The 26,575-nt window shown below is 51.5% G+C and carries 29 protein-coding genes; 18 read left to right on the forward strand and 11 right to left on the reverse strand.

The features are described 5' to 3' along the window. The first annotated feature begins 98 nt into the window (after positions 1 to 98). Positions 99 to 1,178: a ferrochelatase gene (hemH, locus tag HZS79_RS15885; RefSeq protein WP_179928346.1), complete on the forward strand. Its 1,080-nt coding sequence runs from the start codon at positions 99 to 101 to the stop codon at positions 1,176 to 1,178. A 47-nt stretch (positions 1,179 to 1,225) separates the two neighbouring features. On the opposite strand, the gene HZS79_RS15890 is transcribed toward hemH, so the two are convergent. The 6 genes from HZS79_RS15890 to HZS79_RS15915 are packed head-to-tail and all read right to left on the reverse strand — an operon-like array spanning position 1,226 to position 7,148. Beyond that, positions 1,226 to 1,669 carry a Na+/H+ antiporter subunit G gene (locus HZS79_RS15890; RefSeq protein ID WP_162218892.1) on the reverse strand — a complete coding sequence of 148 codons (444 nt, stop codon included), beginning with the start codon at positions 1,667 to 1,669 and terminating at the stop codon, positions 1,226 to 1,228. An 11-nt stretch (positions 1,670 to 1,680) separates the two neighbouring features. Then, a complete protein-coding gene (locus HZS79_RS15895; RefSeq protein ID WP_162218893.1) occupies positions 1,681 to 1,950 on the reverse strand; it encodes a K+/H+ antiporter subunit F in 270 nt (89 codons plus the stop codon). Then, entirely contained in the window at positions 1,944 to 2,441 is a 498-nt protein-coding gene (locus HZS79_RS15900) for a Na+/H+ antiporter subunit E (protein WP_179928347.1), read from the reverse strand. The genes HZS79_RS15895 and HZS79_RS15900 overlap by 7 nt, the downstream gene beginning before the upstream one ends. Next, positions 2,438 to 3,961: a monovalent cation/H+ antiporter subunit D gene (locus HZS79_RS15905; RefSeq protein WP_179928348.1), complete on the reverse strand. Its 1,524-nt coding sequence runs from the start codon at positions 3,959 to 3,961 to the stop codon at positions 2,438 to 2,440. Before HZS79_RS15905 ends, HZS79_RS15900 begins: the two co-directional genes overlap by 4 nt. Further along, entirely contained in the window at positions 3,961 to 4,302 is a 342-nt protein-coding gene (locus HZS79_RS15910) for a Na+/H+ antiporter subunit C (protein WP_162218896.1), read from the reverse strand. The genes HZS79_RS15905 and HZS79_RS15910 overlap by 1 nt, the downstream gene beginning before the upstream one ends. Next, the gene (locus HZS79_RS15915) at positions 4,302 to 7,148 is read right to left on the reverse strand and encodes a monovalent cation/H+ antiporter subunit A (protein WP_179928349.1); all 2,847 of its coding nucleotides are present in this window, start codon (positions 7,146 to 7,148) and stop codon (positions 4,302 to 4,304) included. Before HZS79_RS15915 ends, HZS79_RS15910 begins: the two co-directional genes overlap by 1 nt. A gap of 488 nt (positions 7,149 to 7,636) precedes the next feature. Between HZS79_RS15915 and HZS79_RS15920 the strand changes: the two genes are divergently transcribed. The 12 genes from HZS79_RS15920 to rloA3 all read left to right on the forward strand — a co-directional run bounded on the left by HZS79_RS15920 (position 7,637) and on the right by rloA3 (position 17,737). Then, positions 7,637 to 9,976 (forward strand): putative monovalent cation/H+ antiporter subunit A, encoded by a 2,340-nt coding sequence (locus HZS79_RS15920; RefSeq protein ID WP_179928350.1) that lies wholly within the window; start codon positions 7,637 to 7,639, stop codon positions 9,974 to 9,976. Then, a complete protein-coding gene (locus HZS79_RS15925; RefSeq protein WP_162218899.1) occupies positions 9,969 to 10,400 on the forward strand; it encodes a Na+/H+ antiporter subunit B in 432 nt (143 codons plus the stop codon). The genes HZS79_RS15920 and HZS79_RS15925 overlap by 8 nt, the downstream gene beginning before the upstream one ends. 18 nt (positions 10,401 to 10,418) lie before the next feature. Beyond that, positions 10,419 to 10,766, forward strand: coding sequence for a Na+/H+ antiporter subunit C (locus HZS79_RS15930; protein WP_162218900.1), 348 nt, complete (start codon positions 10,419 to 10,421; stop codon positions 10,764 to 10,766). Continuing rightward, entirely contained in the window at positions 10,763 to 12,364 is a 1,602-nt protein-coding gene (locus tag HZS79_RS15935; protein ID WP_179928351.1) for a Na+/H+ antiporter subunit D, read from the forward strand. Before HZS79_RS15930 ends, HZS79_RS15935 begins: the two co-directional genes overlap by 4 nt. Then, positions 12,361 to 12,834: a Na+/H+ antiporter subunit E gene (locus HZS79_RS15940; protein ID WP_162218902.1), complete on the forward strand. Its 474-nt coding sequence runs from the start codon at positions 12,361 to 12,363 to the stop codon at positions 12,832 to 12,834. Before HZS79_RS15935 ends, HZS79_RS15940 begins: the two co-directional genes overlap by 4 nt. After that, positions 12,834 to 13,103 (forward strand): MrpF/PhaF family protein, encoded by a 270-nt coding sequence (locus HZS79_RS15945; RefSeq protein WP_078088224.1) that lies wholly within the window; start codon positions 12,834 to 12,836, stop codon positions 13,101 to 13,103. Before HZS79_RS15940 ends, HZS79_RS15945 begins: the two co-directional genes overlap by 1 nt. Further along, positions 13,096 to 13,500, forward strand: a complete 405-nt coding sequence (gene mnhG / locus HZS79_RS15950; RefSeq protein WP_162218903.1) for a monovalent cation/H(+) antiporter subunit G — start codon at positions 13,096 to 13,098, stop codon at positions 13,498 to 13,500. The genes HZS79_RS15945 and mnhG overlap by 8 nt, the downstream gene beginning before the upstream one ends. Before the next feature lie 215 nt (positions 13,501 to 13,715). Next, positions 13,716 to 13,892, forward strand: a complete 177-nt coding sequence (locus HZS79_RS15955; protein ID WP_179928352.1) for a DUF2256 domain-containing protein — start codon at positions 13,716 to 13,718, stop codon at positions 13,890 to 13,892. After that, positions 13,876 to 15,297, forward strand: a complete 1,422-nt coding sequence (locus tag HZS79_RS15960) for a DASH family cryptochrome (RefSeq protein ID WP_179928353.1) — start codon at positions 13,876 to 13,878, stop codon at positions 15,295 to 15,297. Before HZS79_RS15955 ends, HZS79_RS15960 begins: the two co-directional genes overlap by 17 nt. A 53-nt stretch (positions 15,298 to 15,350) precedes the next feature. Then, positions 15,351 to 15,797, forward strand: a complete 447-nt coding sequence (locus HZS79_RS15965) for a DUF3429 domain-containing protein (RefSeq protein ID WP_162218906.1) — start codon at positions 15,351 to 15,353, stop codon at positions 15,795 to 15,797. A gap of 68 nt (positions 15,798 to 15,865) precedes the next feature. Beyond that, positions 15,866 to 17,131, forward strand: a complete 1,266-nt coding sequence (locus HZS79_RS15970; protein WP_162218907.1) for a lytic murein transglycosylase — start codon at positions 15,866 to 15,868, stop codon at positions 17,129 to 17,131. 48 nt (positions 17,132 to 17,179) lie between these two features. Beyond that, positions 17,180 to 17,737 carry a retropepsin-like aspartic peptidase RloA3 gene (gene rloA3, locus HZS79_RS15975; RefSeq protein ID WP_162218908.1) on the forward strand — a complete coding sequence of 186 codons (558 nt, stop codon included), beginning with the start codon at positions 17,180 to 17,182 and terminating at the stop codon, positions 17,735 to 17,737. Between the two features lie 46 nt (positions 17,738 to 17,783). Here the strand turns inward: rloA3 and HZS79_RS15980 are convergent, their stop codons facing one another. Beyond that, a complete protein-coding gene (locus HZS79_RS15980) occupies positions 17,784 to 18,494 on the reverse strand; it encodes a 16S rRNA (uracil(1498)-N(3))-methyltransferase (protein WP_162218909.1) in 711 nt (236 codons plus the stop codon). 135 nt (positions 18,495 to 18,629) lie between these two features. On the opposite strand from HZS79_RS15980, the gene phaR reads away from it, so the two are divergent. The 5 genes from phaR (at position 18,630) to HZS79_RS16005 (ending at position 22,217) form a co-directional block, all read left to right on the forward strand. Continuing rightward, positions 18,630 to 19,094, forward strand: a complete 465-nt coding sequence (phaR, locus tag HZS79_RS15985) for a polyhydroxyalkanoate synthesis repressor PhaR (RefSeq protein ID WP_162218910.1) — start codon at positions 18,630 to 18,632, stop codon at positions 19,092 to 19,094. Between the two features lie 88 nt (positions 19,095 to 19,182). Beyond that, on the forward strand, positions 19,183 to 20,475 hold the full coding sequence (gene purD / locus HZS79_RS15990; RefSeq protein ID WP_179928354.1) for a phosphoribosylamine--glycine ligase: 1,293 nt from the start codon (positions 19,183 to 19,185) through the stop codon (positions 20,473 to 20,475). Positions 20,476 to 20,518: 43 nt separating this feature from the next. Further along, positions 20,519 to 20,959, forward strand: coding sequence for an acyl-CoA thioesterase (locus HZS79_RS15995; protein WP_162218912.1), 441 nt, complete (start codon positions 20,519 to 20,521; stop codon positions 20,957 to 20,959). A 3-nt stretch (positions 20,960 to 20,962) separates the two neighbouring features. Beyond that, the gene (locus tag HZS79_RS16000; RefSeq protein WP_162218913.1) at positions 20,963 to 21,835 is read left to right on the forward strand and encodes a phosphoribulokinase; all 873 of its coding nucleotides are present in this window, start codon (positions 20,963 to 20,965) and stop codon (positions 21,833 to 21,835) included. A 40-nt stretch (positions 21,836 to 21,875) separates the two neighbouring features. Next, the gene (locus tag HZS79_RS16005) at positions 21,876 to 22,217 is read left to right on the forward strand and encodes a histidine triad nucleotide-binding protein (RefSeq protein WP_162218914.1); all 342 of its coding nucleotides are present in this window, start codon (positions 21,876 to 21,878) and stop codon (positions 22,215 to 22,217) included. Between the two features lie 114 nt (positions 22,218 to 22,331). On the opposite strand, the gene ettA is transcribed toward HZS79_RS16005, so the two are convergent. The 4 genes from ettA to HZS79_RS16025 all read right to left on the reverse strand — a co-directional run bounded on the left by ettA (position 22,332) and on the right by HZS79_RS16025 (position 26,528). Then, complete coding sequence (ettA, locus tag HZS79_RS16010) at positions 22,332 to 23,993, reverse strand: energy-dependent translational throttle protein EttA (RefSeq protein WP_162218915.1); 1,662 nt, start codon at positions 23,991 to 23,993, stop codon at positions 22,332 to 22,334. A gap of 236 nt (positions 23,994 to 24,229) precedes the next feature. After that, the gene (locus tag HZS79_RS16015) at positions 24,230 to 24,442 is read right to left on the reverse strand and encodes a PA3496 family putative envelope integrity protein (protein ID WP_162218916.1); all 213 of its coding nucleotides are present in this window, start codon (positions 24,440 to 24,442) and stop codon (positions 24,230 to 24,232) included. Between the two features lie 161 nt (positions 24,443 to 24,603). Continuing rightward, positions 24,604 to 25,041, reverse strand: a complete 438-nt coding sequence (locus tag HZS79_RS16020; protein ID WP_162218917.1) for a PAS domain S-box protein — start codon at positions 25,039 to 25,041, stop codon at positions 24,604 to 24,606. A 173-nt stretch (positions 25,042 to 25,214) separates the two neighbouring features. Further along, a complete protein-coding gene (locus HZS79_RS16025) occupies positions 25,215 to 26,528 on the reverse strand; it encodes an MFS transporter (RefSeq protein WP_162218918.1) in 1,314 nt (437 codons plus the stop codon). Between the last annotated feature and the right edge of the window lie 47 nt (positions 26,529 to 26,575).

Below are 26,575 nucleotides of genomic sequence, written 5' to 3' on the forward strand. Positions count from 1 at the left end.
TTATACAAATGATGTTGATAGTATAACTTTATGCCGCAGCTTTGCCGAAAAGTGTTAAGATTTTGCCAACTATTTAAAGTACCTGAGGAGTTAGCGACATGGTCGATAGCGTTGTGAAAGATCAGCCGGGCGAAGGGCGCTTGGGTCATGCTCCAAGTGATCACCCTGCCATTCCCCCTGCAAAGGTGGGTGTGGTGTTGGCTAACTTGGGCACCCCGGATGCAACTGACTATTGGTCTATGCGGCGCTACCTTAGCGAGTTTTTGTCTGATAAACGCGTCGTTGATTATGCCAACTGGAAGTGGCAGCCGCTTTTACAGCTGATCATTTTGTCCAAGCGTCCCTTTTCGTCTGGTAATGCCTACAAAAGCATCTGGAATAATGAAAAGAATGAGAGTCCATTGCTGACGACGACGCGTGCCCAAACGGAAAAAATGGCTGCGCGTTTGAAAGCGTTATATGGCGATAATGTTGAAGTTGATTTCTGTATGCGCTATGGAAATCCGTCGACGGAAAGTGTCCTCAATCGTATGAAAGAGAAGGGCTGTGAGCGGATTGTTTTCTTCCCGCTCTATCCTCAGTACGGCTCGCCTACGACCGCAACGGCAAATGATCAGGCATTTCGTACGCTGATGAAAATGAAGTGGCAGCCTTATATTCGTACGGTGCCTGCTTACTTTGAGCACCCTGCCTATATTCAAGCGCTAGCAAATTCAGTGCAGGAAGCTTACGACGGCTTTGAAACGCGTCCGACTAAGCTTGTAGTAAGCTACCACGGAGTCCCAGAGCGTTACTTGCTAGAGGGAGACCCCTACCATTGCCAGTGCCAGAAAACGACGCGCTTAATGCGTGAAAAACTGGGGCTGAGCAAAGAAGAAGTGGATACCGCGTTCCAGTCTCAGTTTGGCCCTGAGAAGTGGGTAGGACCACAAACTGTTGATCATGTGGCTGAGCTTGCTAAGCAGGGGCACAAGCATATTGCGATTATGTCGCCTGCTTTCTCTTCCGATTGTGTTGAAACCCTGGAAGAGATCAAAGAAGAGATTCACGATAGCTTTATGGAAGCAGGGGGCGAGACGTTTAGTTATATTCCCTGCTTGAATGATCGTGACGACCATATCGATGCGCTGCTGGCGGTCGTTAACAATGAGTTGGCGGGTTGGCTGACAACGCCATAGTAAAATCATCGGCTGATCCGCCTAGTGGTTAGCGGTTCAGCCGTTTGCTATCGCCCTCGGTTACGCAGCAACTGTTTATGGCGGCTTTTTAGTCCGCCAGGGGGTTTTGGTCGGCCGGGGTTTGCAACACGGTTTTGGCCAACATCCTCGTCCATAAACTCAGGCAGTGATCCACGTGTACCTGCAATGAAACGAAGGTGCATGTGCAGACCTGTTTTGGCTAGCATATGGCCCGTGACGGGGGCTGTGATGAATAAAAAAAGCGTAATTAACAGTTCTTGAACATGCGGTTCGCGCTGGCTCACAGTGAAGTACGTCATCGACGCAATCAAGATACATCCGATGCCCAAGGTGGTGCCTTTGGTAGGGCTATGTAGGCGCATAAAGAAATCTTTAAACTGCAGCATGCCGAGAGAACCTGTAAAGGCAAACAGGCCGCCAAGAACTAGTAGCACCGACACGATTAACTCGGCAAAAAAAGGCAGTGTCATGGTCGTCTCCATTATTCAATGATATCGCCGCGTAGCAGGTAGCGACAGATGGCCATGGTGCTGACAAACCCCAGCATGGCAATCAGCATAGCTGCTTCAAAATAAGTTTTGGTATTGAGCCACATCCCCGCAATAACGATAAGTGCAATGGCATTTACATACATGGTATCCAGGGCAAGCAGCCGGTCTGGAATATCGGGCCCAATGGCTAGACGGTAAATGTTCATTGCCAGCGCTAGAACGATAAAGCTAATGGCTATCCATAAGGCGATGGCTAGCATTCGAAAATCTCCTTTAAGGGCTTCTCGTAGCGCTCGTGGATTTCGCGAATGATTGACTCTTCATCTCTCATATCCAGTACGTGAATAAATAGAGCGGTGAGATCCTGGCGTATATAGGCCGACACTGTTCCAGGCGTCATTGTGACGGTGTTGGCCAGAAGTGTGACGGCTAAGCGGTCTGAAACGTTTAAGGGGTACTCAATAAAGCCTGGGTGGGGCGTTCGTTTAGGGCTAAGGATAAGTAAGCTGACCTGTAAATTAGCCACGACAATATCGCGTAATACACCTATGACGAAAAGTGCTAGCTTAATGGGGTGCTTCACTCTGGGAAAGGGCAGCCAAAAACGCCTTGTGAGTAACGGAATGATGATCGCTAGAAATGCGCCCAGTAGAATTTGCCCTGGCGCCAGGCTTCTGACCATTAACAGCCAGGTAACAAAAAGCACGAGCCCAAGAGTGGGGGCGGGAAATAGGCGTTCCACACGTGTCATGGCTGATCTCCCTGGGTAAGAGGTAGAATCACATCGAGTCCTAACGCTTCGCTGACGAGATATGGGGTACTTAGCTGGACGGCGGTGGCCTCAGTGTAGCTGCTTACCGGGCCTGCTAATATGACAAGCAGAGGGGCGCTGGCGAGTAACCAGATCACTCCTGATAACTGAAGTTTGCTAGTCAGGGGGCCATTAGGCTCACCTTTGTGACTCGCCCAGAAGAAAACAGAACCCGCACGGGATAACGCAATTAATCCTGCTAAACCGGCAAGCAACAGTATTGGCCAAAGCCATAGGCGTTCGCTGCCTTCAGCAGCCTGCATCAGCAGCAGTTTTCCCAGCGCACCAGCAAGTGGAGGCAAACCTGCTACCGCCACGGCAGCAATCATAAACATACCGCCCAGCAGTGCAGGCTGGCGCAGCCGACGAGCGCGCACCAAGCGTGTTCCTGCTTGGCCACGCTGTACGCCGACGAGCTCAGCCAATAAGAATAGGGCACCTGCAATTAAGGTGGTATGAATGAGATAGTAGAGCAATGCCGTGGTGCTGGCAGTACTTCCCATGCCAGCAGCGCACATGAGCGTGCCAACGGAAACGAGCACCAAGTAAGCGACCATGGTCCGCATGTCTCTCGCGGCGAGTACGCCGATGCCCGCTAACAGCAGTGTGGCTAAGCCACCCCACCAGAGCCACCCTTCGATAAACACAAGCGCCGTGCTGTCCGCAAAAACAAGCGTTTTAACCCTTAAGATCGCATAGAGCCCGACTTTCGTCATGATGGCGAAAAGGGCGGCGATGGGCGCTGGGGCCGCAGCATAGGTGGCGGGTAACCAGAAATAGAGCGGTAGAATGGCTGCTTTTAAAGAAAACACGACGACTAACAGTAGTGCCCCAGCGCTAACCAGTGCAGAACTATCTGCGTCAAGCATGGCTATTCGCCGTCCCATATCGGCCATGTTAAGTGTTCCTGTGGCGCCGTAGAGAACGCCCAGAGCCAATATGAATAGTGCAGAGCCGACTAAATTAAGTACCACGTAGTGCATGCCTGCACCAATACGTGCTTTACCGCCGCCGTGCATTAATAGTGCGTAAGACGCGAGCAGTAATATCTCGAAAAAGACGAATAGGTTGAACATATCGCCGGTGAGAAACGCGCCGTTAAGACCTACTAGCTGTAGCTGAAAAATTGCGTGGAAGTTACTGCCACGGCTGTCGTCGCCTGCGGCAGCGAAGGTGACACAACCCAGTGCTAGCACAGCAGTGAGAGCCACCATAATGGCTGATAAGCGGTCTAGGACAAGCACGATGCCGAAAGGCGCTTGCCAATTGCCAAGTGCATAAAAAGAGTACGTTCCGCTGTTTGCTTTAACTAGCAGGGCAACGGCAAGTAGTACCAATAATGCGCAGGAGGCAATGCTGGCACGACGCTGCCAGGGAGTAGGCACTTGCCCTGATAGCAAAAGGCCTAGGGCGGTTAGCATCGGAAGCAGAATAGGTAGAATGATCAGATGCTGTGCCATCAGCGAGTTTCTCCCTCTTCACCCTGTTTACCATCGACATGGTCATTACCTAGCTCAGCGCGGGCGCGAATCGCTAAGATCACCATGAATGCAGTCATCGCAAAGCCGATCACGATGGCGGTCAGTACCAGCGCTTGAGGAAGTGGGTCGGCAGGTGATTCCGACTCACCAATCACTGCGGCTGCGTGGGTGTGTAGCCCTCCCATCGAGAATAGGAACAGATTGACCGCGTATGAGAGTAGCGCTAAGCCCACAATGATAGAAAAGGTACGCCCGCGTAGTAATAGATAGATGCCACTGGCGCTTAGCACGCCAGTCACCAGAGAAAAGAGCAGCTCCATTATTTATTACCCTCTCGTGGCGCGGACTGAAGTGAAGATTTTAACGTGGGGCGATGAATCGTAGTAACACTACCGAGGTTAACAAGGATCATCAGCGTCGCGCCTACGACAGTGAGATAAACACCGATGTCGAATAGTAGCGCTGTAGCCAACTCCGTTTTGCCTATTAAGGGAATATCGAAATAGCCAAAGGATGAAGTAAGGAACGGGTAGCCAAACAGCCAACTCCCCAGGCCTGTGAGGACTGCGATAACGAGCCCTAGGGCTGCGACCACTGGGTATGAAATAGGCAGTCGATTGCTGGTCCATTCATAGCCCCGCGCCATATATTGCATCAACAATGCAACGGCGGTGACGAGCCCTGCAATAAACCCTCCGCCCGGCTGATTGTGGCCGCGCAAGAAAATATACACCGATACCAAAAGCGCCAATGGAAGAATAATTTGTGCAACAACGTCAAATATCAGCGGGTAGCGCTGTCGTGACCAGCGGATGCCTTCTAAGTTGCCCGAAGGCTTGAACAGGCGTAACCGGTTGAGTAGCTTGTAAGTACCAAGTCCAGCAAGTGCCAGAACGGTGATTTCTCCCAAGGTGTCAAAGCCACGGAAGTCGACCAGTATCACGTTCACCACATTCGTTCCGCCGCCGCCAGGTACACTTTCACTAAGGAAAAACTCAGAAATACTCAACGTGTCTCGGGTAAGCAGTGCGTAATTCAATACGGCGATCACTAAACCAAAGCTCGCCGCTAGCAGTAAGTCCCGCATAATTCGACGGGTTGATACCCAGCGGGGAGGGCGCTGAGGAAGGAAGAAGAGCGCGAGTATCATCAAGATCATCGACGCCACTTCAACAGATAGCTGGGTGAGGGCAAGGTCGGGTGCGGAGAAGCGTACAAAGGTAAGTGAAACTAGGAGTCCCACGGTGGAGAGCATTAACAGTGATACCAGCCGCCATCTATGAGCAAAGGCACTACCAATCGCGCCAAAAACCATAACGCCGGCACCTAGCATTGCTAAACCGTCAATGGGTTGCAGGCCTGCCGCGCCGGTTAAGTTATCAAGCTGCCTTAACCCCAGCGCCGTCATGATAAGGGCGGACATAAGTAACAGCGCTTGGTAGCGTTGAAGGGAGCCATTTTCAAGACGCAGCGTTAACCACACCGCTGCCTTAATAACCCGCGTTATCGTTTTTTCGAAAATGTCTTTGGCATCTCGTGTGGGGAGTAATGCTGCCAAGCTATATAGTCGCTCATGACGCCACACCAGGGTAATCCCCAAGCCAATGGCAATAGCACTCATCATTAATGGCACGTTTAACCCATGCCAGAGGGCAAGATGGAAAACCGGCGAATTAACCCCCTGTACCGCTAAGCTCGCGCTGTTAATCAACGGCGCAGCCAAGGTCATTGGGAACAGCCCTACTAACAGACATAAGCAAGCCAGCCCCATGCCGGGTAAATACATCCCCTTGGGGGGATCATGGGCATGAACAGGCTCCTCAGCTTTCTCCTCTGTTTTCTCCCCTACTTTGCGCGGTAAGAAAAAAACATTGGCAACCAAACGGATTGAGTAGGCCACCGAGAGAATGGCCCCCACAAGCACCAGAATAGGGATGATAATGCCGAGGCCGCCAAAGTGGTCTGTCGCTACCGCCTTGGTTAGCAACATCTCTTTGGATAAAAAGCCGTTAAACGGAGGAAAGCCTGCCATGGCTGCACCGGCGAGCATGGTAAGCGTTCCCGTAATCGGCATTAGCGACCACAGGCCACCCAGGCGTCGAATATCGCGAGTGCCTGTTTCATGATCAATAATGCCAGCACTCATAAACAGAGTTGCTTTGAATAGCGCATGATTAAAAATGTGAAACAGCGCTGCGACAATAGCTAGTGGACTACCCAGTCCTAGCAAGAGAACGATCAGCCCTAGATGACTAACCGTTGAAAAAGCCAGTATTCCCTTTAAATCACGCTCTAATAGCGCAAACCAAGCACCGTATACCAGGGTGGCAAGACCTACTAGTGTTAGGCTGGTTTCCCAGGCGGTGGTGTCGCCAAGTGCTGGGTGAAGCCGGGCCAGTAGAAAAATACCTGCTTTCACCATGGTGGAAGAGTGTAGGTAGGCTGAGACAGGGGTGGGCGCAGCCATAGCATGCGGTAGCCAGAAATGAAAAGGGAATTGAGCGGATTTCGTAAAGGCGCCCAGCAGTACCAGAGCCAATATGACAGGGTAGTAGCTGGATGCACGTAGTTGATCGCCAGCGGCAAGAACATCCTGCAGGGCAAAGCTACCCACCACGTGCCCAATCAGCAGTATGCCCGCGAGTAACGCTAACCCTCCAGCGCCCGTGACGGTGAGCGCCATCCGTGCACCACGCCGAGCGTCACTGCGGTGACCCCAAAAACCAATCAACAAAAACGATGAAACGCTGGTTAATTCCCAAAAAAGCCATAGCAGGAGTAGGTTGTCGGCCATAACGATGCCCAGCATCGCTGTCATGAACAGCATCATGTACGACAGAAAGCGGCCATCTTTCTCGGTGGGCGATAAATAATGGCCCGCGTAGAAAATAATTAAACTGCCGATGCCTAGAATAAGCAGTGCGAATAGGAACGTTAAGCCATCCACTCGAAAGGCAAGGTCCAGGCCTAGTTGAGGTATCCATGACCAAGCAACATGTAGCGTCTCTCCATTCAATAGGGCGGGTACATAGCTAAAGAGGAGAGCAAGGGCAATAACAGGAAGAACGAGGGTTGATAGGGTACAGTATGCACGTCCGAAGCGAGACGTAAGTAGCGGAATAGCCGTCCCGGTCAAGGTCAGCAGAGGTATCAATAGCAGAGACATTGCTGGCGTTCCACGCTCTGAGGTGGCTGCTAATTTACCGAGAGGCTACGTCTCAATCTAGCTTCCATAGCGCTCGGCTGGTTAGTGACCACACTGGGCTTAGGGTGAGTGAAAACATAGCAAGAAGGAGAGGTGTAGCAACGGGGATCCTGGAAAGACGAAGATACCTGTTATAAGGTTTGCTACTTAAGGATAACGGTTGCTATACACTGCCCCTGATTGCATGCGGGAGTATTTTATTCGGATATGCGCTCATGCGGTAGACGACTAACGAATAACATGTTGGTAAATAGCCTTGTAAAATGAATAGGTTGAAATAGTTATAAATTGCTAATAAACGCCACATTGCTATGTCTTTTGTATAGACTCCCTTGTATATAGGCCACAAGTTGTATAGGCCACAAATTGTATAGGTCATAAAACGTGGCGTTAAACACCAAGCCCCCACGCCTTATGTAGGCAGACAAAGACTCAGGAGATACCGCTAGATGCAGCTCGCCGTGTTAATGGGATTTGTGCTGGCCGCTTCGTCGCCACTGCTTAACCGCTGGTTTGGCCATCGGGCAAGCTTTGTGTTGGCGCTGTTTCCAGCCTTAATAGCCGCCTGGTTAGTGAGCCAGGCTCCTTCTGTGTTCAGTGATGGGCCGTTGCTGCTTGAATGGCAGTGGGTACCTTCGTTAGGCATTAGCTTGACGTTTATGCTGGATGGACTGTCGTTGCTCTTTGGGCTACTGATTACGGTAATAGGTGCCTGTGTACTGATTTACGCAGGTGGGTACTTAAAAGGGCATGTGGATATTGCGCGCTTCCATTTGGCGCTTGTGGCATTCATGGTCTCCATGCTTGGGTTGGTGCTCGCTGACGGGTTGATCACCCTGTTTGTATTCTGGGAGCTGACAAGTATCACGTCTTACCTGCTGATTGGCTTCAACCACTCCAATATAGAAGCTCGAAAATCTGCGCGTCAGGGGCTCTTTGTTACCGTCGCAGGTGGGTTGGCGTTAATGGCTGGCTTGGTGCTGCTGGGTGTGGCGAGCGGTAACTGGTCACTTTATGAAATTGGCCAAATGGAGAGTGATCTACGCGAGCATGCGCTGTATACACCGATGCTAATTTGCTTGCTACTTGGTGCGTTTACTAAGTCGGCGCAATTCCCTTTCCATTTCTGGTTGCCAAATGCAATGGCAGCACCCACGCCTGTCTCAGCCTACTTACACTCGGCCACCATGGTAAAGGCGGGCATCTATTTGTTGGCGCGGTTACAGCCCGAGCTGGGTGATACGGCGTTATGGGTGGGTATCCTGTCTGTTGTTGGTGCTACGACCATGCTGACAGGTGCATTTTTAGCGATCCATCACACCAACATCAAAAAACTATTGGCATATTCCACCATCATGGCGCTTGGTACGTTGACTATGTTGGTGGGAATTGGCACTGACTACGCCATGACCGCGTTCGTTACTTTCCTGCTAGCCCACTCAATGTATAAGGGCGCGCTGTTTATGGTGGCGGGTATTTTGGACCACGAAACAGGCACCAAGGATGTTACCGCCATGGGCGGGTTGAGAGGGCTGATGCCTGTCACAGCGACCATTGCGTTTGTCGCCGCACTATCGTTGGCGGGGGTGCCGCCGCTGTTTGGTTTTATCGGTAAAGAGTTAATGTTGGAGGCGGTGCTAGCCGCTGAGGGCTTTAGGGCGTTGATGCTGCTGTTTGCGTTTGTATCGGCCATTTTGACCATCGCTGTCGCGGCGATTATTGCTCTTAGGCCTTTCTATGGACGTCGCCATGAAACACCGAAAACTCCCCATGAGGCACCGTTCAGCATGCTGCTAGGACCAGGACTGTTGGCGGTTGGCTCGCTTTCACTGGGGCTGCTGCCAGCACTCTTGGGTGGTAACGCGTTACTGACTTCTGCGGCTACAGCGGTATCAGGTCAGCCCCTTGAGGTATCACTGTCGTTGTGGCATGGCATCAACGTGGCGTTGATTATGTCGCTTGTCAGTCTTGGTTTGGGCTTTTTACTGTTTAAACACTGGGATCGTGTTCGCAGTCATTTAGCTACCCTGGCACCTGTGATGCGTTACGGCCCTGAGGCAGGTTACGAAGGGTTGATGAACTACATTGTGCGCTTTTCAGAATGGCAGACGCGACTGCTGCAAAATGGCTATATGCGTAACTATATTCTTGTCATGCTCCTGGTATTGATCGCGTTGATTGGTAACTCCATTCTTTTGCGTCACTCGCCTCAGCTTGCGCTCACCCTGGATGTACAGTTCCACGAGGTAGTTGTGGTTGGCACGATGGTGATGGGGGCTATTTTTGCCACGATTTCCCGTTCACGTTTGGGGGCAGTGGTGTCCGTGGGGATTATGGGCTTTTCGATTGCGTTGATCTTTATACTCTTCAGCGCACCTGATTTAGGTATCACCCAGCTGCTGGTCGAAACGTTAACCGTTATTCTGCTCGTGCTGGTGCTTTTCCGCTTGCCGCGTTTTTCTAACCTCTCAACGAATCTTGAGCGCATCAGAGATGGTGCAGTGGCGACGACGATGGGGGTTCTTATCTTCCTACTCATTATGACGGCCTGGAGTATTGACCAGTTTGAGCCGATTTCTGTCTACATGATCGAAAACAGCGCTCCGTTAGCTTACGGTCGCAATATTGTTAACGTCATTCTGGTGGATTACCGAGCGCTTGATACGCTAGGGGAAATGTTTGTACTGGCGTTGGCAGCCATTGGTGTCATTGCAATGTTAAAGCTGCGTCATGACGGTACGGTCAATGAGGGCGACAAAAACAATACTAAGGAGCCCTACGATGGTTAAGTCAGGCACCATTATTCTTAATACGGCGGCGCGCTTTTTAATGCCGCTTCAGCTTATGTTCTCGGTGTTCTTGCTACTGCGTGGTCATGATGAGCCAGGTGGCGGCTTCATTGCTGGGCTGGTAGCAGCAGGTGCATTCACGCTTTATCTATTTGCGTTCGGTGTGAGTGCGACTAAGGAAGTGCTGAGGATGGTAGACCCCAGGGACTTGATCGGTGTGGGTCTGCTTCTCGGAATGATTTCGGTGGTTCCCGCCTGGTTTATGGGGCAGCCGTTTTTAACCGCCCAGTGGTGGACCATACCCGTGATCGACTTCAAGGCATCCACCCCGCTGATTTTCGATGTGGGCGTTTATTTGGCGGTGCTTGGCTCGGTCATGGGTATGGTGATGGCCCTGATGGAGGTTGATAAAGATGAGCCCTAGGTTAAAAGGAGGCAGTGTATGGAACCGCTGATGGCACTAGCGATTGGCCTGCTATATGCCACCGCTATTTTTATGATGCTGCGCCGTTCAATCGTTAAGTTAGTGATTGGCCTATTGCTGTTATCTAATGGCGCCAATCTGCTGATCTTTACGACAGCGGGTATGACACGAGGAGCTCCGCCGCTGATACCAGAAGGGATGCTGCAGCCATTGGGTGATGTGGCGGATCCGCTGCCGCAAGCCGTTGTGTTGACAGCAATCGTGATTGCCTTTGGTGTTTTGGCATTTGCGGTCGTTCTCATTCGCCGAGCCTACGAAATCGTTAAGGCAGATGATTTGGACAAAATGAAGGATACTGACACGTGAGGCCAGAAGTCGCACTTCCCGTCCTGCTGCCACTGCTTTCTGGAGCGTTGTCGCTGCTATTCTGGCGCTCACGCCCCATGCAGCGTTTTATCGCAGTCGCAGGTAACATCGCTCTGCTTCTAGTGAGCCTATGGCTGTTTGTTGCTGTTTGGTCTGATGGTTACATCACCATGCAGATGGGCAATTGGCCAGCACCGTTCGGTATTACCCTAATTGCCGATATGCTAAGTGCCGTCATGATTTTAATGACCGGTATTATTGGGTTGGCGATGGGTATTTACTCACTCGCTACTACCGGACGCGGCCATGAAAAGTTTGGCTACTATCCGCTTATGCATCTGCTTTTGGCAGGTGTGGCTGGCGCATTTTTAACCGGCGATATTTTTAACCTCTATGTATGGTTTGAGGTGATGCTTGTCGCCTCGTTCGCGCTGCTGATCTTAGGCGGAGAGCGAGCGCAAATGGAAGGCGCCATCAAGTACGTCACACTGAATTTGTTGGCATCGGTTATTTTCCTGACGGCAGTGGGATTACTGTATGGGACGGTCGGCACGCTCAACATGGCCGATATTGCGCTGCGTTTGGACGAGGCTGAGCACAGCGGTATGGTCGAAGTACTGGCGGTCATGTTCATGGTGTCGTTCGGGATTAAAGCTGCGGCGTTTCCGCTCTTCTTCTGGCTGCCAGCGTCTTACCATACGCCGCCTGTCGCAGTCTCGGCCTTGTTTGCTGGTTTGCTAACCAAGGTAGGGGTGTACTCACTGTTCCGTGTCTTTACCCTGATGTTTGACCAAACAATGGGTTATTTGCAGGACATAATGCTGTGGGGGGCTGTGTTCACTATGGTCACCGGTGTTCTAGGAGCGGCCGCACAGTATGAGTTTAGGCGTATTTTGTCTTTCCATATTGTGAGTCAGATTGGCTACATGATTCTTGGCTTAGCGCTGTATACCCCGCTTGCCATCGCCGGTGGTGTATTTGCCATCGTGCATAACATTGTGGTGAAGACAAACCTGTTTTTGATCAGTGGCATCACTCATCGCTTGCAAGGCACGTATCAGTTAAAAAAGATGGGCGGTCTATATCGCGAGCGCCCTTGGTTAGCCGTTGCGTTCTTTATCTCTGCATTCTCGTTGGCGGGTATCCCACCGTTATCGGGCTTCTTCGCAAAATTCGTGCTAGTGCGTGCGGGTTTAGAGGCTGAAGCCTATGTTGCAACGGGGATCGCTCTTGCCGTGGGGCTTATGACTCTCTATTCCATGGTTAAAATATGGAACGAGGTTTTCTGGAAAGACCTACCTGAAAATAACCATGTGCCTTCGCCGCAAGCATCTGCAGGGGATGATGGTCGGTTGATAAAACCTAGCTTGTGGATGATGTATTTGCCTGTTGTGGTGCTCGCCGCTATGTCGTTATTGATTGGCGTGTTCGCAGAGCCGATTATGCAAGTAATGATACTTATCGGTGATCAGCTCATGAACCCGTCAGGCTATATTGAAGCAGTGATGGGGACATCAGCGAGTGCCGAAGCGGCACTTCTGGAGCCGTTTGAAGGGCAGGCAGAGCCGATAAGTGAAGACGCGGAGGGCAACCCATGACGGGAGCGATTTGGAATCTTTTGCTGGGTCTGGCCTGGGTTCTGCTTAGCGGTGACTTTAGTGGGCTCAATCTATTGGTGGGGATGATCTTTGGCTACATCGCGTTGGTGCTTATTGAGCCTCAGGTAGAGTCCCTGAAGGGCTATCCAGCACGAGTGCCACGCATCATTGGCTTTGTTGGCTTCTTCATCAAGGAACTCATGCAAGCCAATTTACGTGTTGCGTTCGACGTGTTGACACCTCCCTGGCACATGCAGCCAGGGGTGATTGCGATGCCGCTTTCTGCGCGGACGGAAATGGAGATCACTATGGTGGCTAACTTAATCTCGTTAACGCCTGGAACACTTAGCCTGGATGTGTCAGACGACCGTAAGGTGCTCTATATTCATGCTATGTTCCTGGATGATGAAGAGGAGCTTCGACGCAACCTGAAAGAGATGGAGCACCGGGCACTGGAGCTATTTCGTTAATGGATACCGTCATTTTAATCAGTCAGGTAATTATGGGGCTGGCATTGGTGCTGACATTTGTACGGGTTGTGCGTGGCCCTAGCCTGCCTGACCGCGTAGTGGCACTTGAGTTGTTCTCTACTACGGTAGTTGGGCTTGTCGGCGTGTACGCTATTCAATCAGGGGTTGCCAGCTTTCTTGATGCAGCGATAGTCATTGCACTAATGGGCTTTCTAGCGGCCATTGGGTTTGCTCGTTTCCTGGAGCGTGGAGGGCCGCGGGATGATTGAATTTATCAAAGGTACGCTGTTGATTAGTGGGGCGAGCTTTATGTTACTCGCTGCTATTGGTTTGCTGCGACTGCCAGACCTACTCACTCGAATGCATGCGACGACCAAAGCGGCGGCACTTGGTGTGATCTTAATCATGCTTGCCGCTGCGATGCACTTTGCTGATGTAGGCGTCGTAGCGCGTGCGTTTGCCATTATTGTATTTATCTTGATCACAGCGCCTATTGCAGCCCATGTGATTGGGCGGGCAGCCTACTTCGTTGGTTCGCGCCTGTGGAGCGGTACCGTGAAAGACGAGTTAAGGCCTAATTACGATCCACTGACCCATGAACTGAAAAGTGGTTTAGAAACCCACGAGAATGCCAAACGGCATCCGCGTACAACAGATCCTGACTAATCGGGTTCGCCTGCTGCTGCGCCGTCTCACGGTTTCTTGTAATACGAAAAAAGCCATCCCAGGGGATGGCTTTTTTTATGGGCAGGAGTCACTGGAAGTGTGCCGTAAGGGATAAGTTAGGCTAACTTAATTTATGTACAGTAATTGTACTTGATGGGGTAGTATGTTCATGTTTTTAGTGTGGGGCGGAAAGAAACAAGCAGAGAGATAGATGCATGCGACGCAAGCAAGACCTACCGCAAAAAGATTGCGTACAGTGTCATCGCCCATTTACCTGGCGGAAAAAATGGGTGCGCTGCTGGAATGACGTGCGCTTCTGCAGTGAGCGTTGCCGTCGCGAAGCCAAACAGCACAGCAAGCCGAGGAGGCAAGAGTATGAACAGTACGACTGATATTGTTTGGCTACAAGATGATCTGCGGATAGCTGACAACCCTCTGTTACACTTCGTGTCTCCCCCTGAGCAACTGCTTTGTCTTTATGTACTTGACCAGCGTTGGCTGGAGTCTGCTATGACGGGTGAAAACACGCCCCGGCTTGGACCCGCCCGTCTGCGTTTTTTATGGCAAAGTTTGATGGAGCTACGTGGTGAGTTACTGCAGCGTGGTAGCGACCTGCTGGTACGCATTGGCGACCCGGCCGAAGTGGTCATTGAGATGGCGTACTCGCTTAATGCTCGTGAAGTGAGGGTGGCGGCGCACTCTGGCTATGAGGAGTCGCAGCAGATTGCACGTGTCGCTGACCACGCTACCTTGTTGCGTATTGAAAGCGGTTATTTGATTGATGCCGATCAACTTCCTTTTGAGTCAGGCAACCTTCCTCCCAGCTTTTCTGCTTATCGACGTCGCGTTGAAAAACATTGTGAAATTTTGGCGCCTAAATCTGCACCTATTACTTTGCCCTCATGGCCGGATGCGCCACGCGGCTTTCCACCGATCAAATCAGTATGTGAAGCAAGTGCCGCTTGGCAACCTGATCAACGCCAAGGTTTTGCCTTTGTTGGTGGAGAGTCTGCAGGCCATCGCCGTTTACAGCATTATTTATGGAAGCAAAACGGACCTGATTCATACAAAAAAACACGTAATGGATTGCTCGGTGCTAACTTCTCTACACGCTTTTCTCCGTGGTTAGCGCGTGGGTGTCTGTCCGCACGTCAGGTGCATGAAGAAGTCAAAGCCTGGGAAGCGGTTCATGGCAGTAGCGAGTCAAGCTATTGGATAGTTTTCGAGCTATTGTGGCGTGATTACTTTCACCGCGCTGGGCAGTTGGAAGGCGCTTCGCTGTTCGGCGGTGAGTCATTGCCGGAAGCAAGCGAAGCATTTAACCGGTGGTGCAATGCTGAAACCGGTGTGCCATTCATTGACGCTGCCATGCTTGAGTTGAAAACGACTGGGTGGATTTCGAATCGAGCACGTCAAAATGTCGCCAGCTTTCTCGTCAAAGACTTAGGTGTAGACTGGCGTCTCGGAGCTGGATGGTTTGAGCACTGCCTGATTGATTACGATGTGGCGAGTAACTGGGGAAACTGGCGTTACGTCGCGGGCGTTGGCCGTGATCCACGTAAAGACCGCTATTTTAACGTGCTTAAGCAGGCGGGGCATTACGATCCTAAAGGGTTGTATGTTACGCATTGGTTGCCGGAGCTAGCTTCATTACCCGTTGGTCTGGAGCGCCACCAGCCTTGGCGTGTAGCACCGACCGAGTTTGATGCGCCGTGTGTTTTACCTGACGAGTGGCAGCGGTGGCTCATTGACACCGCTGAGCTTCATGCCACAGAGCTTCAAGAGACAGATGAATAGTTTCCATGTGCTAAGAGAATGGTGACTGAGGAGCGCAGGATGAGTTGCACGCCATGAGTGTTTTTACTAGTGATCGCAACGTTGCCTGGGGACTCGGCCTTGCGGGGTTAATACCCTTCATTGGGGCAGGGGCTCTAGCATGGTGGGCGCCCCCTGCTTGGCAAATAACCGCCGTGTATGGGTTTAGTTACTACAGTGCGGTTATTTTATCTTTCTTGGGTGGAGTGCATTGGGGAAGTGCGCTACAGGTATCTCGTGCCGGAAATCGACGGCGTTTGATACTCGCGATGTTGCCAAGCCTCATCGCATGGCCTGCTTTATTGTTTGATGTGATGTTTGGACTGTGGGTGCTGCTCGCGGGATTTATTCTCATCGCCGGGTATGACTTTAGCCACGACGGGCGCGATGGATTTCCGAGATGGTATCTTAAACTCCGCTTACTTCTGACGGCGGTGGTCGTACTTTGCCACCTAATTGTGTTACTGCGGTTAGGTGGGTAAGACTAGCATCTCTCTTATTTCTGGGTCATTATCAGATGCACGCCATGGATTGCTAAGAGATTAATGCTATGTTATTGAAAAATAAAGACTCTGCGAGTGCCCGTTCTCCCCTGTATCTGTCATTGTTGCTAGCGACTGGCACGACAGTAGCTGTTTTGGGTAGCAATGGTGTGTATGCCAGTCAACAGTTACTGTCCGAAGTAGATACACATACGGCAGAAGCATTGAGCTATGCCAGCTTCAATCAGTGGTTGGCTGACTTTCGGCGTTATGCTGCCAATCAAGGCATTAGTGAAGCTACGCTAAATTCAGCGCTGGGTGGTTTGCGTTATAGAGAACGCGTTATCGAGCTTGATCGCCACCAGCCTGAATTTGTTCGCCCCATTTGGCAGTATCTGGATACCGCCGTTTCCAGTACGCGCATTAATAATGGCCGCGAAAAATTGGCTGCCCATCGTGATACGGCGCGACAAATGCAACAACGCTATGGCGTGCCAGCTGAAATTATTGTCTCCATTTGGGGAATTGAAAGTAATTACGGAAGTAACTTCGGCGACTTTTCTACGTTGGAAGCACTCGCAACGTTAGCCTATGACGGACGTCGACGAGACTTTGCACGCGGCGAACTGTTAGCGGCGCTGCGCATTATTGATCAAGGTGATATTGCTGCTGAGCAAATGAAAGGCTCTTGGGCAGGTGCGATGGGGCATACCCAGTTTATTCCTAGCAGCTTTGAAGCCTACGCGGTAGACGGCGACAATGATGGGCGCCGAGATATTTGGGGCAGCATCCCAGATGTTATGGCTTCTACGGCTAATTATTTAGCCAAGGCTGGGTGGCAAGCTGGTCAGCCTTGGGGTGTGGAGGTGGAACTTCCTGCCTCTTTCGATTATTCCCAAACCCAGCGCCGTAGTAGTAATGAGTGGGCAGCACAAGGTGTGCGCGCAGTGAACGGTGAGTTGCCTGCTTTTGATAGTGCCGCCGTAATTGTCCCTGCTGGGGCGAATGGGCCAGCCTTTTTAGTTGGGCCTAACTTCCGAGCTATTTTGCGCTACAACAACGCAACGAGTTACGCATTGGCAGTGGCTACGCTGGCGGATGCTATTGCTGGTCGAGAGGGTATTGTTCATTCATGGCCGAGAGACGAGGCACCATTGACGCGTGCTGATGTCAGAACGCTGCAGCAGCGTTTGAACAGTGCTGGTTATTCGGTTGGCACGGCAGACGGTATTATGGGGCCTAATACCCGACAGGGATTGCGTGCTTTCCAGCGGGATCAAGGTCTTACGCCGGATGGTTTCGCGACTCAGTCTTTGTTGGAGCGGCTTCGCTAGCGTTTAACGGCTTGTTTGTGAAACAACTTTCACCAAGGATGAAATGCAATGGGAAAAATATTCCAAAGCATGCTGGGTTCCGGTCTATTGGTTGGCGCACTGTTAGCAAGCTCATCATCACTATATGCAGAAGATAAAGTGTTTGGTTGGGTAGAGAATGCGTTTGTTGAGCCTTGGGGAATCGCGGTAAAAGCCAAGTTAGACAGCGGCGCGCTGACTTCCTCACTCGATGCTCGTGATATTGAGCTGTTCGAGAAAGAAGGGGAGGAATGGGTACGTTTTCGCTTGAAGCTTGAAGATCAAGCAAGCGGTAAAGTGTTTAGCGATAAAATCGAGAGACCACTTTACCGCGAGCTTACCGTGCGTGGCGCAGGTGGCCGTGATGAGCGTCCCGTGGTGCTAATGGACATTTGCATGGGTGACACCATATACGAAGAGCAATTTAGTCTGCGTGATCGTGAGGAGATGATATACCCGCTGTTGCTTGGTCGTCGCTCCATCAGTCATTTAGGCTTACTGGATGTGCGTAATACGTTTCTTCAGTCCCCCGAGTGTGGAGAAGACGCTAATTACGTTCCCCACGACCCGGAAGATGACCAATCTTAAGGGTATGTGTTGACGACTGAGCGCTGCCTTACCTGAAGCAGGCTTATTAAAATAATCGTGATAACAGCGCCGTCACGGCGGTCTCTACCCGCAGGATGCGAGGGCCAAGGTGCATGCCTTCGCAGCCTGCCTCAAGCAGCTTTTCGACTTCCCAAGGAATAAATCCGCCTTCGGGCCCAACAAGCAGCAGGGTTCTTTCCTGGATATCGCGTGGGCAAGCTTGGGTCATGCCTGGGTGAGCGACCAAACCGCGGTGTCCGTTAAGCAGAGTAGGTAGCTGTTCTTCTAAGAAGGGGCGAAATCCTTTGCTTAGCGTAACGGTGGGGAGATGGGTATCGCGCGCTTGTTCAAGACCTAATACTAAATGCTGATGAATTTTCTCTGGGCGCAGTTCAGGCGACTGCCAGTAGCTTTTTTCAACGCGTTTTGTATGTAGTAACGTGATGCTTTTCACGCCAAGAGCCGTCACATGCTCAAGCGTTCGTGCCAACATTCTTGGCCTGGGGAGTGCTAGCACTAAATGCACCGGTAGGGGCGGTGGGGGGGCTTCATTGAGGCTTTCTAGAGAAAATATTGCCTGTGTATCGCTGAGTTCAACTAATTGCGCCTTCCCCATCGCCCCCCCCTGTAGGCCGACAGTCAGCTGGTTTCCCGCGGTAGCGCGGTGTACTTCGCGTAAATGAGTGATGCGGCGCGCGTCGGTGAGGTAAGCATAAGCACCTTCCACTTCGCTCGGATCCAGCAGAATCAGATTCATGGTTATCGTCTATTGGTCATAAAGAAAGCGCGTCTAACAGCATTAATCCGTTATGGTGGCTTGCATAGGTGTATGTTGCAGGCACAATAGCAGCAATGGCAACAAAAGCCTGTACCGTGTTCAAGGAGATGCGCCGTGCGCGTAATTCGTAAATATGCAAACCGTCGGTTATACGACACCCAGCAAAGCCGTTATGTAACGCTTGAAGATCTGCGACGTCTGATTATCGAAGAAGAGCCGTTCCGCGTCGAGGATGCAAAAAGCGGTGAGGATCTAACACGCACTATTCTTCTGTCGATTATTATCGAGCAAGAGCAAGCAGATAGTGAAGCTGAAGTATTCTCTAATGATCTGCTCGCTCAGCTTATCCGTGTTTACGATATGTCGTCGCCCTTGCCGCTGTCGCGTTATTTAGAGCAAGGTACTCAGCTAATGCTGGAGCAGCAAAAGCGTATGCAAAGCCAATGGAAGAATGCGATACGCCACTCTCCCATTGAGTTTATGCGCGAATTAGCTGAAGAAAATATGCGCTTTTGGCAAAACACGCTGAACCAGCCGACACAAACGGATGACGACGACAAGTCGGATAAAGGCTCCTAACGCCACTGACACCTGCGTTGTGGCATAATGCGCTCCAGCTATAAATCAACGACGCCCAATTAGGCTCTCCCGTTTAAGAAGGATGATGATGAACGTTTTGATGATTGGTGGCGGCGGCCGCGAGCATGCGCTGGCGTGGAAGCTAGCGCAGTCCAGTGACGTTGAACAGGTGTTTGTTGCGCCAGGCAATGTTGGGACGGCCACTGAACCCAAGCTGACCAATGTGAATATTGGGGCAACGGATCTGGATGCTTTAGTTGAGTTTGCCCAGAGTAAGCAGGTTGCGTTAACGGTGGTGGGCCCTGAAGCGCCACTGGTTGAGGGTGTTGTTGATCGCTTTCAAGCGGCGGGCTTAACGATTTTTGGCCCCACACAACGTGCTGCCCAGTTGGAAGGTTCGAAATCGTTTACCAAAGACTTTCTGGCACGACACCAGATTCCAACAGCCAACTATCAAACCTTCACCGCAGTAGAGCCAGCGCTTGCTTATCTAGCCGATATGGGGGCGCCTATCGTCATCAAAGCTGACGGTTTGGCGGCAGGCAAGGGCGTTATTGTTGCGATGAGCGAAGCTGAGGCTGAATCGGCTATTCGCGATATGTTAGAAGCGAATGCGTTTGGCGATGCAGGCGCTCGCGTAGTAATTGAAGAGTTTCTGGAAGGTGAGGAAGCTAGTTTTATCGTCATGGTAGATGGTGAGAATGTGGTGCCTATGGCGACTAGTCAAGATCATAAGCGTGCCTATGATGGTGACACTGGCCCCAATACGGGCGGTATGGGCGCATACTCACCTGCGCCAGTGGTTACCCCAGAGGTCGATGCCCGCATTATGGAAAGGGTGATTCTGCCCACGGTGCGCGGCATGGCGGAAGAAGGGAACCCGTATACAGGGTTCTTGTACGCAGGCTTGATGATTGATGCTGACGGTAACCCCAAGGTTATTGAGTACAACTGTCGTTTTGGGGATCCTGAAACCCAGCCCATCATGATGAGGCTAACCTCTGATTTCGCAGCACTCTGTTTGGCTGGCGCGAATGGTGAGCTTGCCGATAAGCAGTGCGAGTGGGACAGCCGTGCTGCGGTAGGTGTAGTGATGGCGGCCGGTGGCTACCCCGGCAACTACCGCAAGGGTGATGTTATCCACGGCCTATTAGACGCAGAGCAAGCGCAGTGCAAAGTGTTTCATGCAGGCACTGCAAAGGCCGCTGGAGGAGGTATCACCACGGCCGGAGGTCGCGTACTGTGTGTCACTGCATTAGGTGACACGGTGTCCGCCGCTCAGCAGCAGGCGTACCAGGGGGTTAAGGCGATTCATTGGGAAGGCGCTGAGTTTCGTCGTGATATTGCTTTCCGAGCGATTGTGCGGGAACAGCAGCTATAGGTTGGTGAGCTGAAGTCAAACCGTCACCGATAAGGAGCAAAGTATGGAGCGTGTCACGCTAGACTTTCCCACGACAGCGATTATTCATCGGCACTCGCTGACGGTGCGCGTTACGGATATGAATTACGGGCGGCACCTAGGGCACGATGCGTTGATATCACTGCTGCATGAAGCCCGCGTCCATGCCTTTGCTGCGTTAGGTTTGCCTGAGTGGGATATGAAGGGATACCCGAGCATCGTCGCTGATTTAGCCGTTCAGTATCAGCATGAAGCGCGCTGGCCTGATGCTTTAACGATTGAAACGGCAGTGCCTGAACCTGAGGGAAAGGCACTGACGATTTATCAGCGTATTTGCAACGCTGAAACCGACAAGGTGGTGGCAACCGCCCGTGTGAATCAGTTGCTTGTAGACCTTACATCGGGTCGGCCTGTGAGTATACCTGATAAGGTCAAACTGGCTATTGCCCAGGCAAGAGGTGCTTAATTAATGTCTCGGGAATATCCGATTATAGCGATTACGGGCTCTTCTGGGGCGGGCACTACCACCGTTCGGCGTAGCTTTGAACGCATGTTTTTGCGTGAGGATGTGCATTCGGCGATGGTGGATGGCGATGCCTTTCACCGCTACACTCGCGATGACCTGCAGAGAATTTTTCGTGATGAACCCGAGCGCAAAGATGAGCTGTCTCATTTTGCCGTAGAGGCTAATCTGCTTGATCGGCTTGAAGGGTTGTTTATCGAGTATGGAGAGCATGGTTCAGGTACGTTCCGCCACTATATCCATGCAGAAGATAAGCAAAAAATTGAGGCTGGTTATCGTGTGGGAACGTTCACCGAGTGGCAGTCGTTGCCCTGCGGTACCGACCTGCTTTTTTACGAAGGGCTGCATGGTGGCTTGGTGACGCAAGAGTATGATATCGCCCGCCACGTAGACCTGTTGGTGGGAGTCGCGCCTACCATGAATCTGGAATGGATTCAGAAGATCGACCGAGATACTAAGTTGCGTGGATACTCTCAAGAGGCGGTAATCGATACCATTCTAGGGCGCATGGATGATTACGTGCGTTATATCCAGCCACAATTTTCACGTACCCATATTAATTTTCAGCGTGTGCCTACCGTCGATACGTCGAACCCTTTTGAGGTTCAGGATATTCCTACCGATGCGGAATCGTTTGTGGTGATTCGCTTTCGAGATCCATCAACCGTGGATTTTCCTTGGCTATTGGCGATGATAAAAGACTCATTTATGACACGTCCGCACACGTTGGTCGTGCCGGGGGCACGTATGTCGCTTGCCATGGAGCTAATATTAGCGCCGCTGGTTCGTCATCTGCTTGCCCAGCGTCGTTTTCGCTAGCTAGATCGTGATATTACCTATAAAAAAGAAGGAGGCCGCCATGGATTGCCTGTTTTGCAAAATTATTAATCGCGAGATTCCTGCTGATATTGTGTACGAAGACGAGTATGTGTTGGCATTCAATGACATTAATCCTCAGGCGCCAACGCACCAACTGATTATTCCAAAAAAGCATATTGCCACGCTTAACGATATTACACCTGAAGACTTGGCTGTGGTTGGGCGTTTGCAGTACACCGCAGCGCAGTTGGCTAAACAGCAAGGCTTCGCAGAAGATGGTTATCGGGTTGTCATGAACTGCAATGAGATGGGTGGCCAAACCGTTTACCATATTCACATGCATTTGATGGGGGGGCGGCAGTTCACTTGGCCTGCAGGCTGATAGAGGCGGGGTTTGAAAAAGGCCGATCGTATATTCTGCTCTGTGCATACCTAAACGCATAAAGCCCCTAGAGAGGGGCTTTATGCGTTTCTAGCGGTGTGACTACGATGCCGATTAGGCGTCGATGCGCTTATACTTCATCCGCTTAGGCGTGTCGTTACCCACGCGCTTTTTGTGGTCTTCTTCATATTCAGTGTAGTTCCCATCGAAGAAGACGACTTCTGAATCGCCTTCGAAGGCGAGAATGTGCGTAGCGATACGGTCAAGGAACCAGCGGTCGTGAGAGATCACCATCGCGCAGCCCGGGAAGGCCAGTAGCGCTTCTTCCAAGGCGCGTAAGGTCTCGATGTCCAGGTCGTTTGAGGGCTCATCTAACAGCAGTACGTTCGCGCCTTGTTTAAGCGTTTGGGCAAGCTGCAGACGGCCGCGTTCACCACCAGAAAGCTCATCTAGACGCTTCTGCTGATCATTGCCTTTAAAGTTAAAACGACCAACGTATGCACGCGAGGAGACTTCGTAGCCATTGATGTTGAGGATGTCCTGCCCGTCAGAGACGGCTTCCCAAACAGTTTGCTTGTCGTCGAGGGCATCGCGTAGCTGCTCAACGTAGGCAATATCGACAGTCTCACCAATCACTACTTCGCCAGCATCAGGCTGTTCTTGGCCGGTGACGAGTTTGAACAGTGTTGATTTACCGGCCCCGTTGCCGCCCACGATCCCTACAATAGCCCCTTGGGGAATGGTAAAAGAGAGGTCCTGGTAGAGCAGTTTGTCATCAAACCGTTTGGTCACGTTATGGAACTCGATGACCTTATCACCCAGGCGTGGGCCAGGTGGAATATAGATTTCGTTCGTTTCATTACGCTTTTGGAAATCGCCAGACTGCATCTCTTCAAAGCGGTTAAGGCGCGCCTTGCTCTTCGCCTGGCGTCCTTTGGTGTTACTGCGCACCCACTCAAGTTCTTGCTTGATAGCTTTCTGACGCGATACTTCCTGCTTGGCTTCCTGGTTCAGACGCTGCTCTTTCTGCTCCAGCCACTGAGAGTAGTTGCCTTCAAAGGGGATGCCTTGGCCACGGTCAAGCTCCAGAATCCATCCAGCAACGTTGTCTAGGAAGTAACGGTCGTGGGTGATCGCCACGACGGTGCCATTATAGTCGTGCAAGAAGCGCTCTAGCCAAGCCACGGATTCGGCATCAAGGTGGTTGGTAGGCTCGTCGAGCAGCAGCATGTCAGGGCTTGAAAGTAGCAGACGACACAACGCTACGCGGCGGCGCTCACCTCCTGAAAGGTTACCAACTTTGGCATCCCAGGGCGGCAGGCGCAGAGCTTCGGCTGCTACTTCCAGCTTGCGTTCAAGGTTGTGAGCATCAGCGGCTTCAATAATATTTTCCAGACGCGCCTGCTCACTGGCTAAGGCATCAAAATCTGCATCAGGTTCAGCATAAGCGGCATACACCGCGTTTAGCTTTTCCTGAGCTTCTTTAATAGCGCCCAAGGCTTCTTCTACCGTGTCGCGAACGTTCTTTTCGTCATCAAGCTGTGGCTCCTGGGGGAGGTAGCCCACATTGATACCTGGCATCGGACGAGCTTCACCTTCAAACTCCTTATCGACACCGGCCATAATGCGTAGCAGTGTGGATTTACCGGCACCATTCAAACCCAGTACGCCAATTTTGGCCCCTGGAAAGAATGATAGCGAAATATCCTTGAGAATTTGCTTTTTGGGTGGCACAACTTTGCCAACCCGGTTCATGGTGAATACGTATTGCGCCATGGAAATCCGTTAGGTTGTTGGAGAAAAGAGTCGCAGCAGTGTGCTGGCGTAGGATTAGATGATAGTGCTCAGCGCGGACAAAGGCCAGAAGTGCGGATGATTAGTCACCGCTAAAATAGCCATTAACTCGTCAGGGGTTAACCACGTCTTGCCTGCTTAGGGGTAATTTTACAATTACCCCTAACGCCTGTACGGCATGATGCGGCCACAAAAAATTGCCAGCATGAGTGACGAGGTTACTCCTCCTCATCCCAATCATCTTCAATGGCTCGCTGGAGGCGGCGTTCTTCAAGCCATGCCTCTACCTGACGGCGGGCGCGGAGCGTGTCTGCTTTGCTGGGCTTGCTTTTACTATAATGATCGTCATTGACGGCATCTAAGTTTTCGAACTCATCAGCGTCGAGTGCGTCATTTGTATAAGTTTCACGATTTAAGGGGTCACGGCTCATGGTATGCCCTCCAACCCAAGCCGGCGTACCGGCATCACAACGGCTTTTTGCCCTGTGGATTTAAAAGACAAAAAGTGCCTAGCGCTATTTTGCGCTTAGCCGCTATATATCGCTACTTGGGTTGAATTGCAAGCCTCGGCGCGTTTTTTATATATGATTTTTTATTCGGTCAGTTCCTGCTGCTTTTGAAGTGCCGCCAGTGCTTGCTGAGCTTCAACGCGCTCAGTGACATCTTTTTGTACACCAATGTAGTACATCAGCTTGTCCGCTTCATCGTAAACGGGGGTGATGGAGAGCTCGTTCCAGAACATGGTGCCGTCTTTACGGTAATTACGCAGCACTTCGCGGGAAGGGCGGCCATCTTTTAATGCATCGCGAATGGAGCTGAGCGCATCTTGATCGCGGTCTTCATTCTGTAGAAAACGGCAATCGCGATACAGAATTTCATCTGCACTGTAGCCAGTGAGGCGCTCAAACCCTTTGTTGACGTAGATAAGAATGTTCTCGTCGCCTTCTTGTTCTGCAACGACGATACCATCTTCAGAAGCGTCAACAATACGCTCAAGTAGCTCTGGGCTGATCAAAGGAGATCGTTTCATCAATGGGTTCCTGTTGCTGCTCTCGTTCTTCCGTAGCTATGGCGCTGTTCAGCAGCGCGGAGCTAATCGGCATTTCCTATTACTTGGTAAAGGTAGAATAGCAAAAACCCAGCTAACCACCGCTAATTCGTTACCATCATGGCGAGCGTTGTGTTGCATTGCAATCGGCAGCGCTATTCTGCCTCAGGTAATCGGTGAGCCGATAACATCGCGCAAAAGGCCGTGCCAGCCAGCACCAGTAGCAGTGGCGCACTACCTAGCCATTGCGCTAGGCCGCCAATAGCTCCACCGACCAGCAGCATCAAAACGCCGGTTAACGTATTAGACAGCGCAACGTATAGCGCGCGATTATCCTGGTTGGCGATATCGACTAAGTAAGTTTTACGGCCAAGGCGTGCGCCGTGATGGACAATGACCAGTAGGGCATAAATAAGCGCGTAGGGCCAAACGCTCTGGCTCCATGCGCCAGGTAGCCACGCTAAACTGGCGCCAAGCAGGCAGCAAATGGCAGTGCCGATAGCCGCATCTCTCATCACGCACCGACTCGACTGATCCGCTCGTTTTCCCCATACAGGGCTTGCCACCATCGCAGCCACGCCCGATAGCACCACCAGTAGACCTAGGCCGCCCAAGTTAGTGCCGCTTTGCTGTTGGCCTAGCAAGGCTAAATAGGGCAGTGCCAGTGCGCTAGAGAGTAGTAGAGCGCGGGCCACATTAAAGTGTAAAAAGTGGCGGTCCTCTTGGAGCAAGGAGAGTCCCAATTGAATGCTGTTCCACGCATTTTCTCCGCCGTCAACAGCGCCAGGTGCTTCAGCAATGCGTGCGGCACAAGCTGCATTCAGCAGCCATCCTGCCGCAGCAATAGCAAGCAAAATAGCGAGTGCTATATTGCCGGGCTGGTCGCCAAACCACATCAATACTCCACCTGCGGTTAGTGTTGCGGCTCCTGATAAGCTGCCGCTCCACCCCATCAAGGTTCCGCGGCGCCCTTTGGCGATGGTTTTACCCAGTACGTCTTTGGTGGCTATTGATGAAAGCCCCCTCGCCAATGCCAGTAACATCAGCGTGCCTAAGACCAATATCCCTCCCGAGATGCCACTACCTATCAGTGCCAACAGCGCCAAAGCAAGCGCTGCAAGTGCTTGCAATAACGCACCTGCGACCCAAGCCCACTTGCGTTTTGGTTTTAAACGAATAAAACCCGCAACAAATAGCTGGGGGAGCAGTGCTCCCGCTTCGCGGATGGGAACTAATAATCCAACCATCCAAACAGGGGCACCAATAATCCCCATGAGCCAGGGGAGTACCAAGCGGGCACTAGATAATTCATCGGCTACCTTATTGCCTAATGAAGCACCAAGGTGGAGGAGAAAATTACGCGGTTGCTCATTGCACGCATTTTCGGGGATGTCATCGCACATTCGGCTGTCATCATCGCCTGTCAGCCACTCGTATATGCGGGATTGAGAAACATTATTTTCGGCCATGGCGTCTCCTTGGCTGTTGCTAATGTAAGGTGACAGAATGAAATATA

Source organism: Vreelandella zhaodongensis (assembly GCF_013415115.1).
Taxonomy (GTDB): Bacteria; Pseudomonadota; Gammaproteobacteria; order Pseudomonadales; family Halomonadaceae; genus Vreelandella; species Vreelandella zhaodongensis.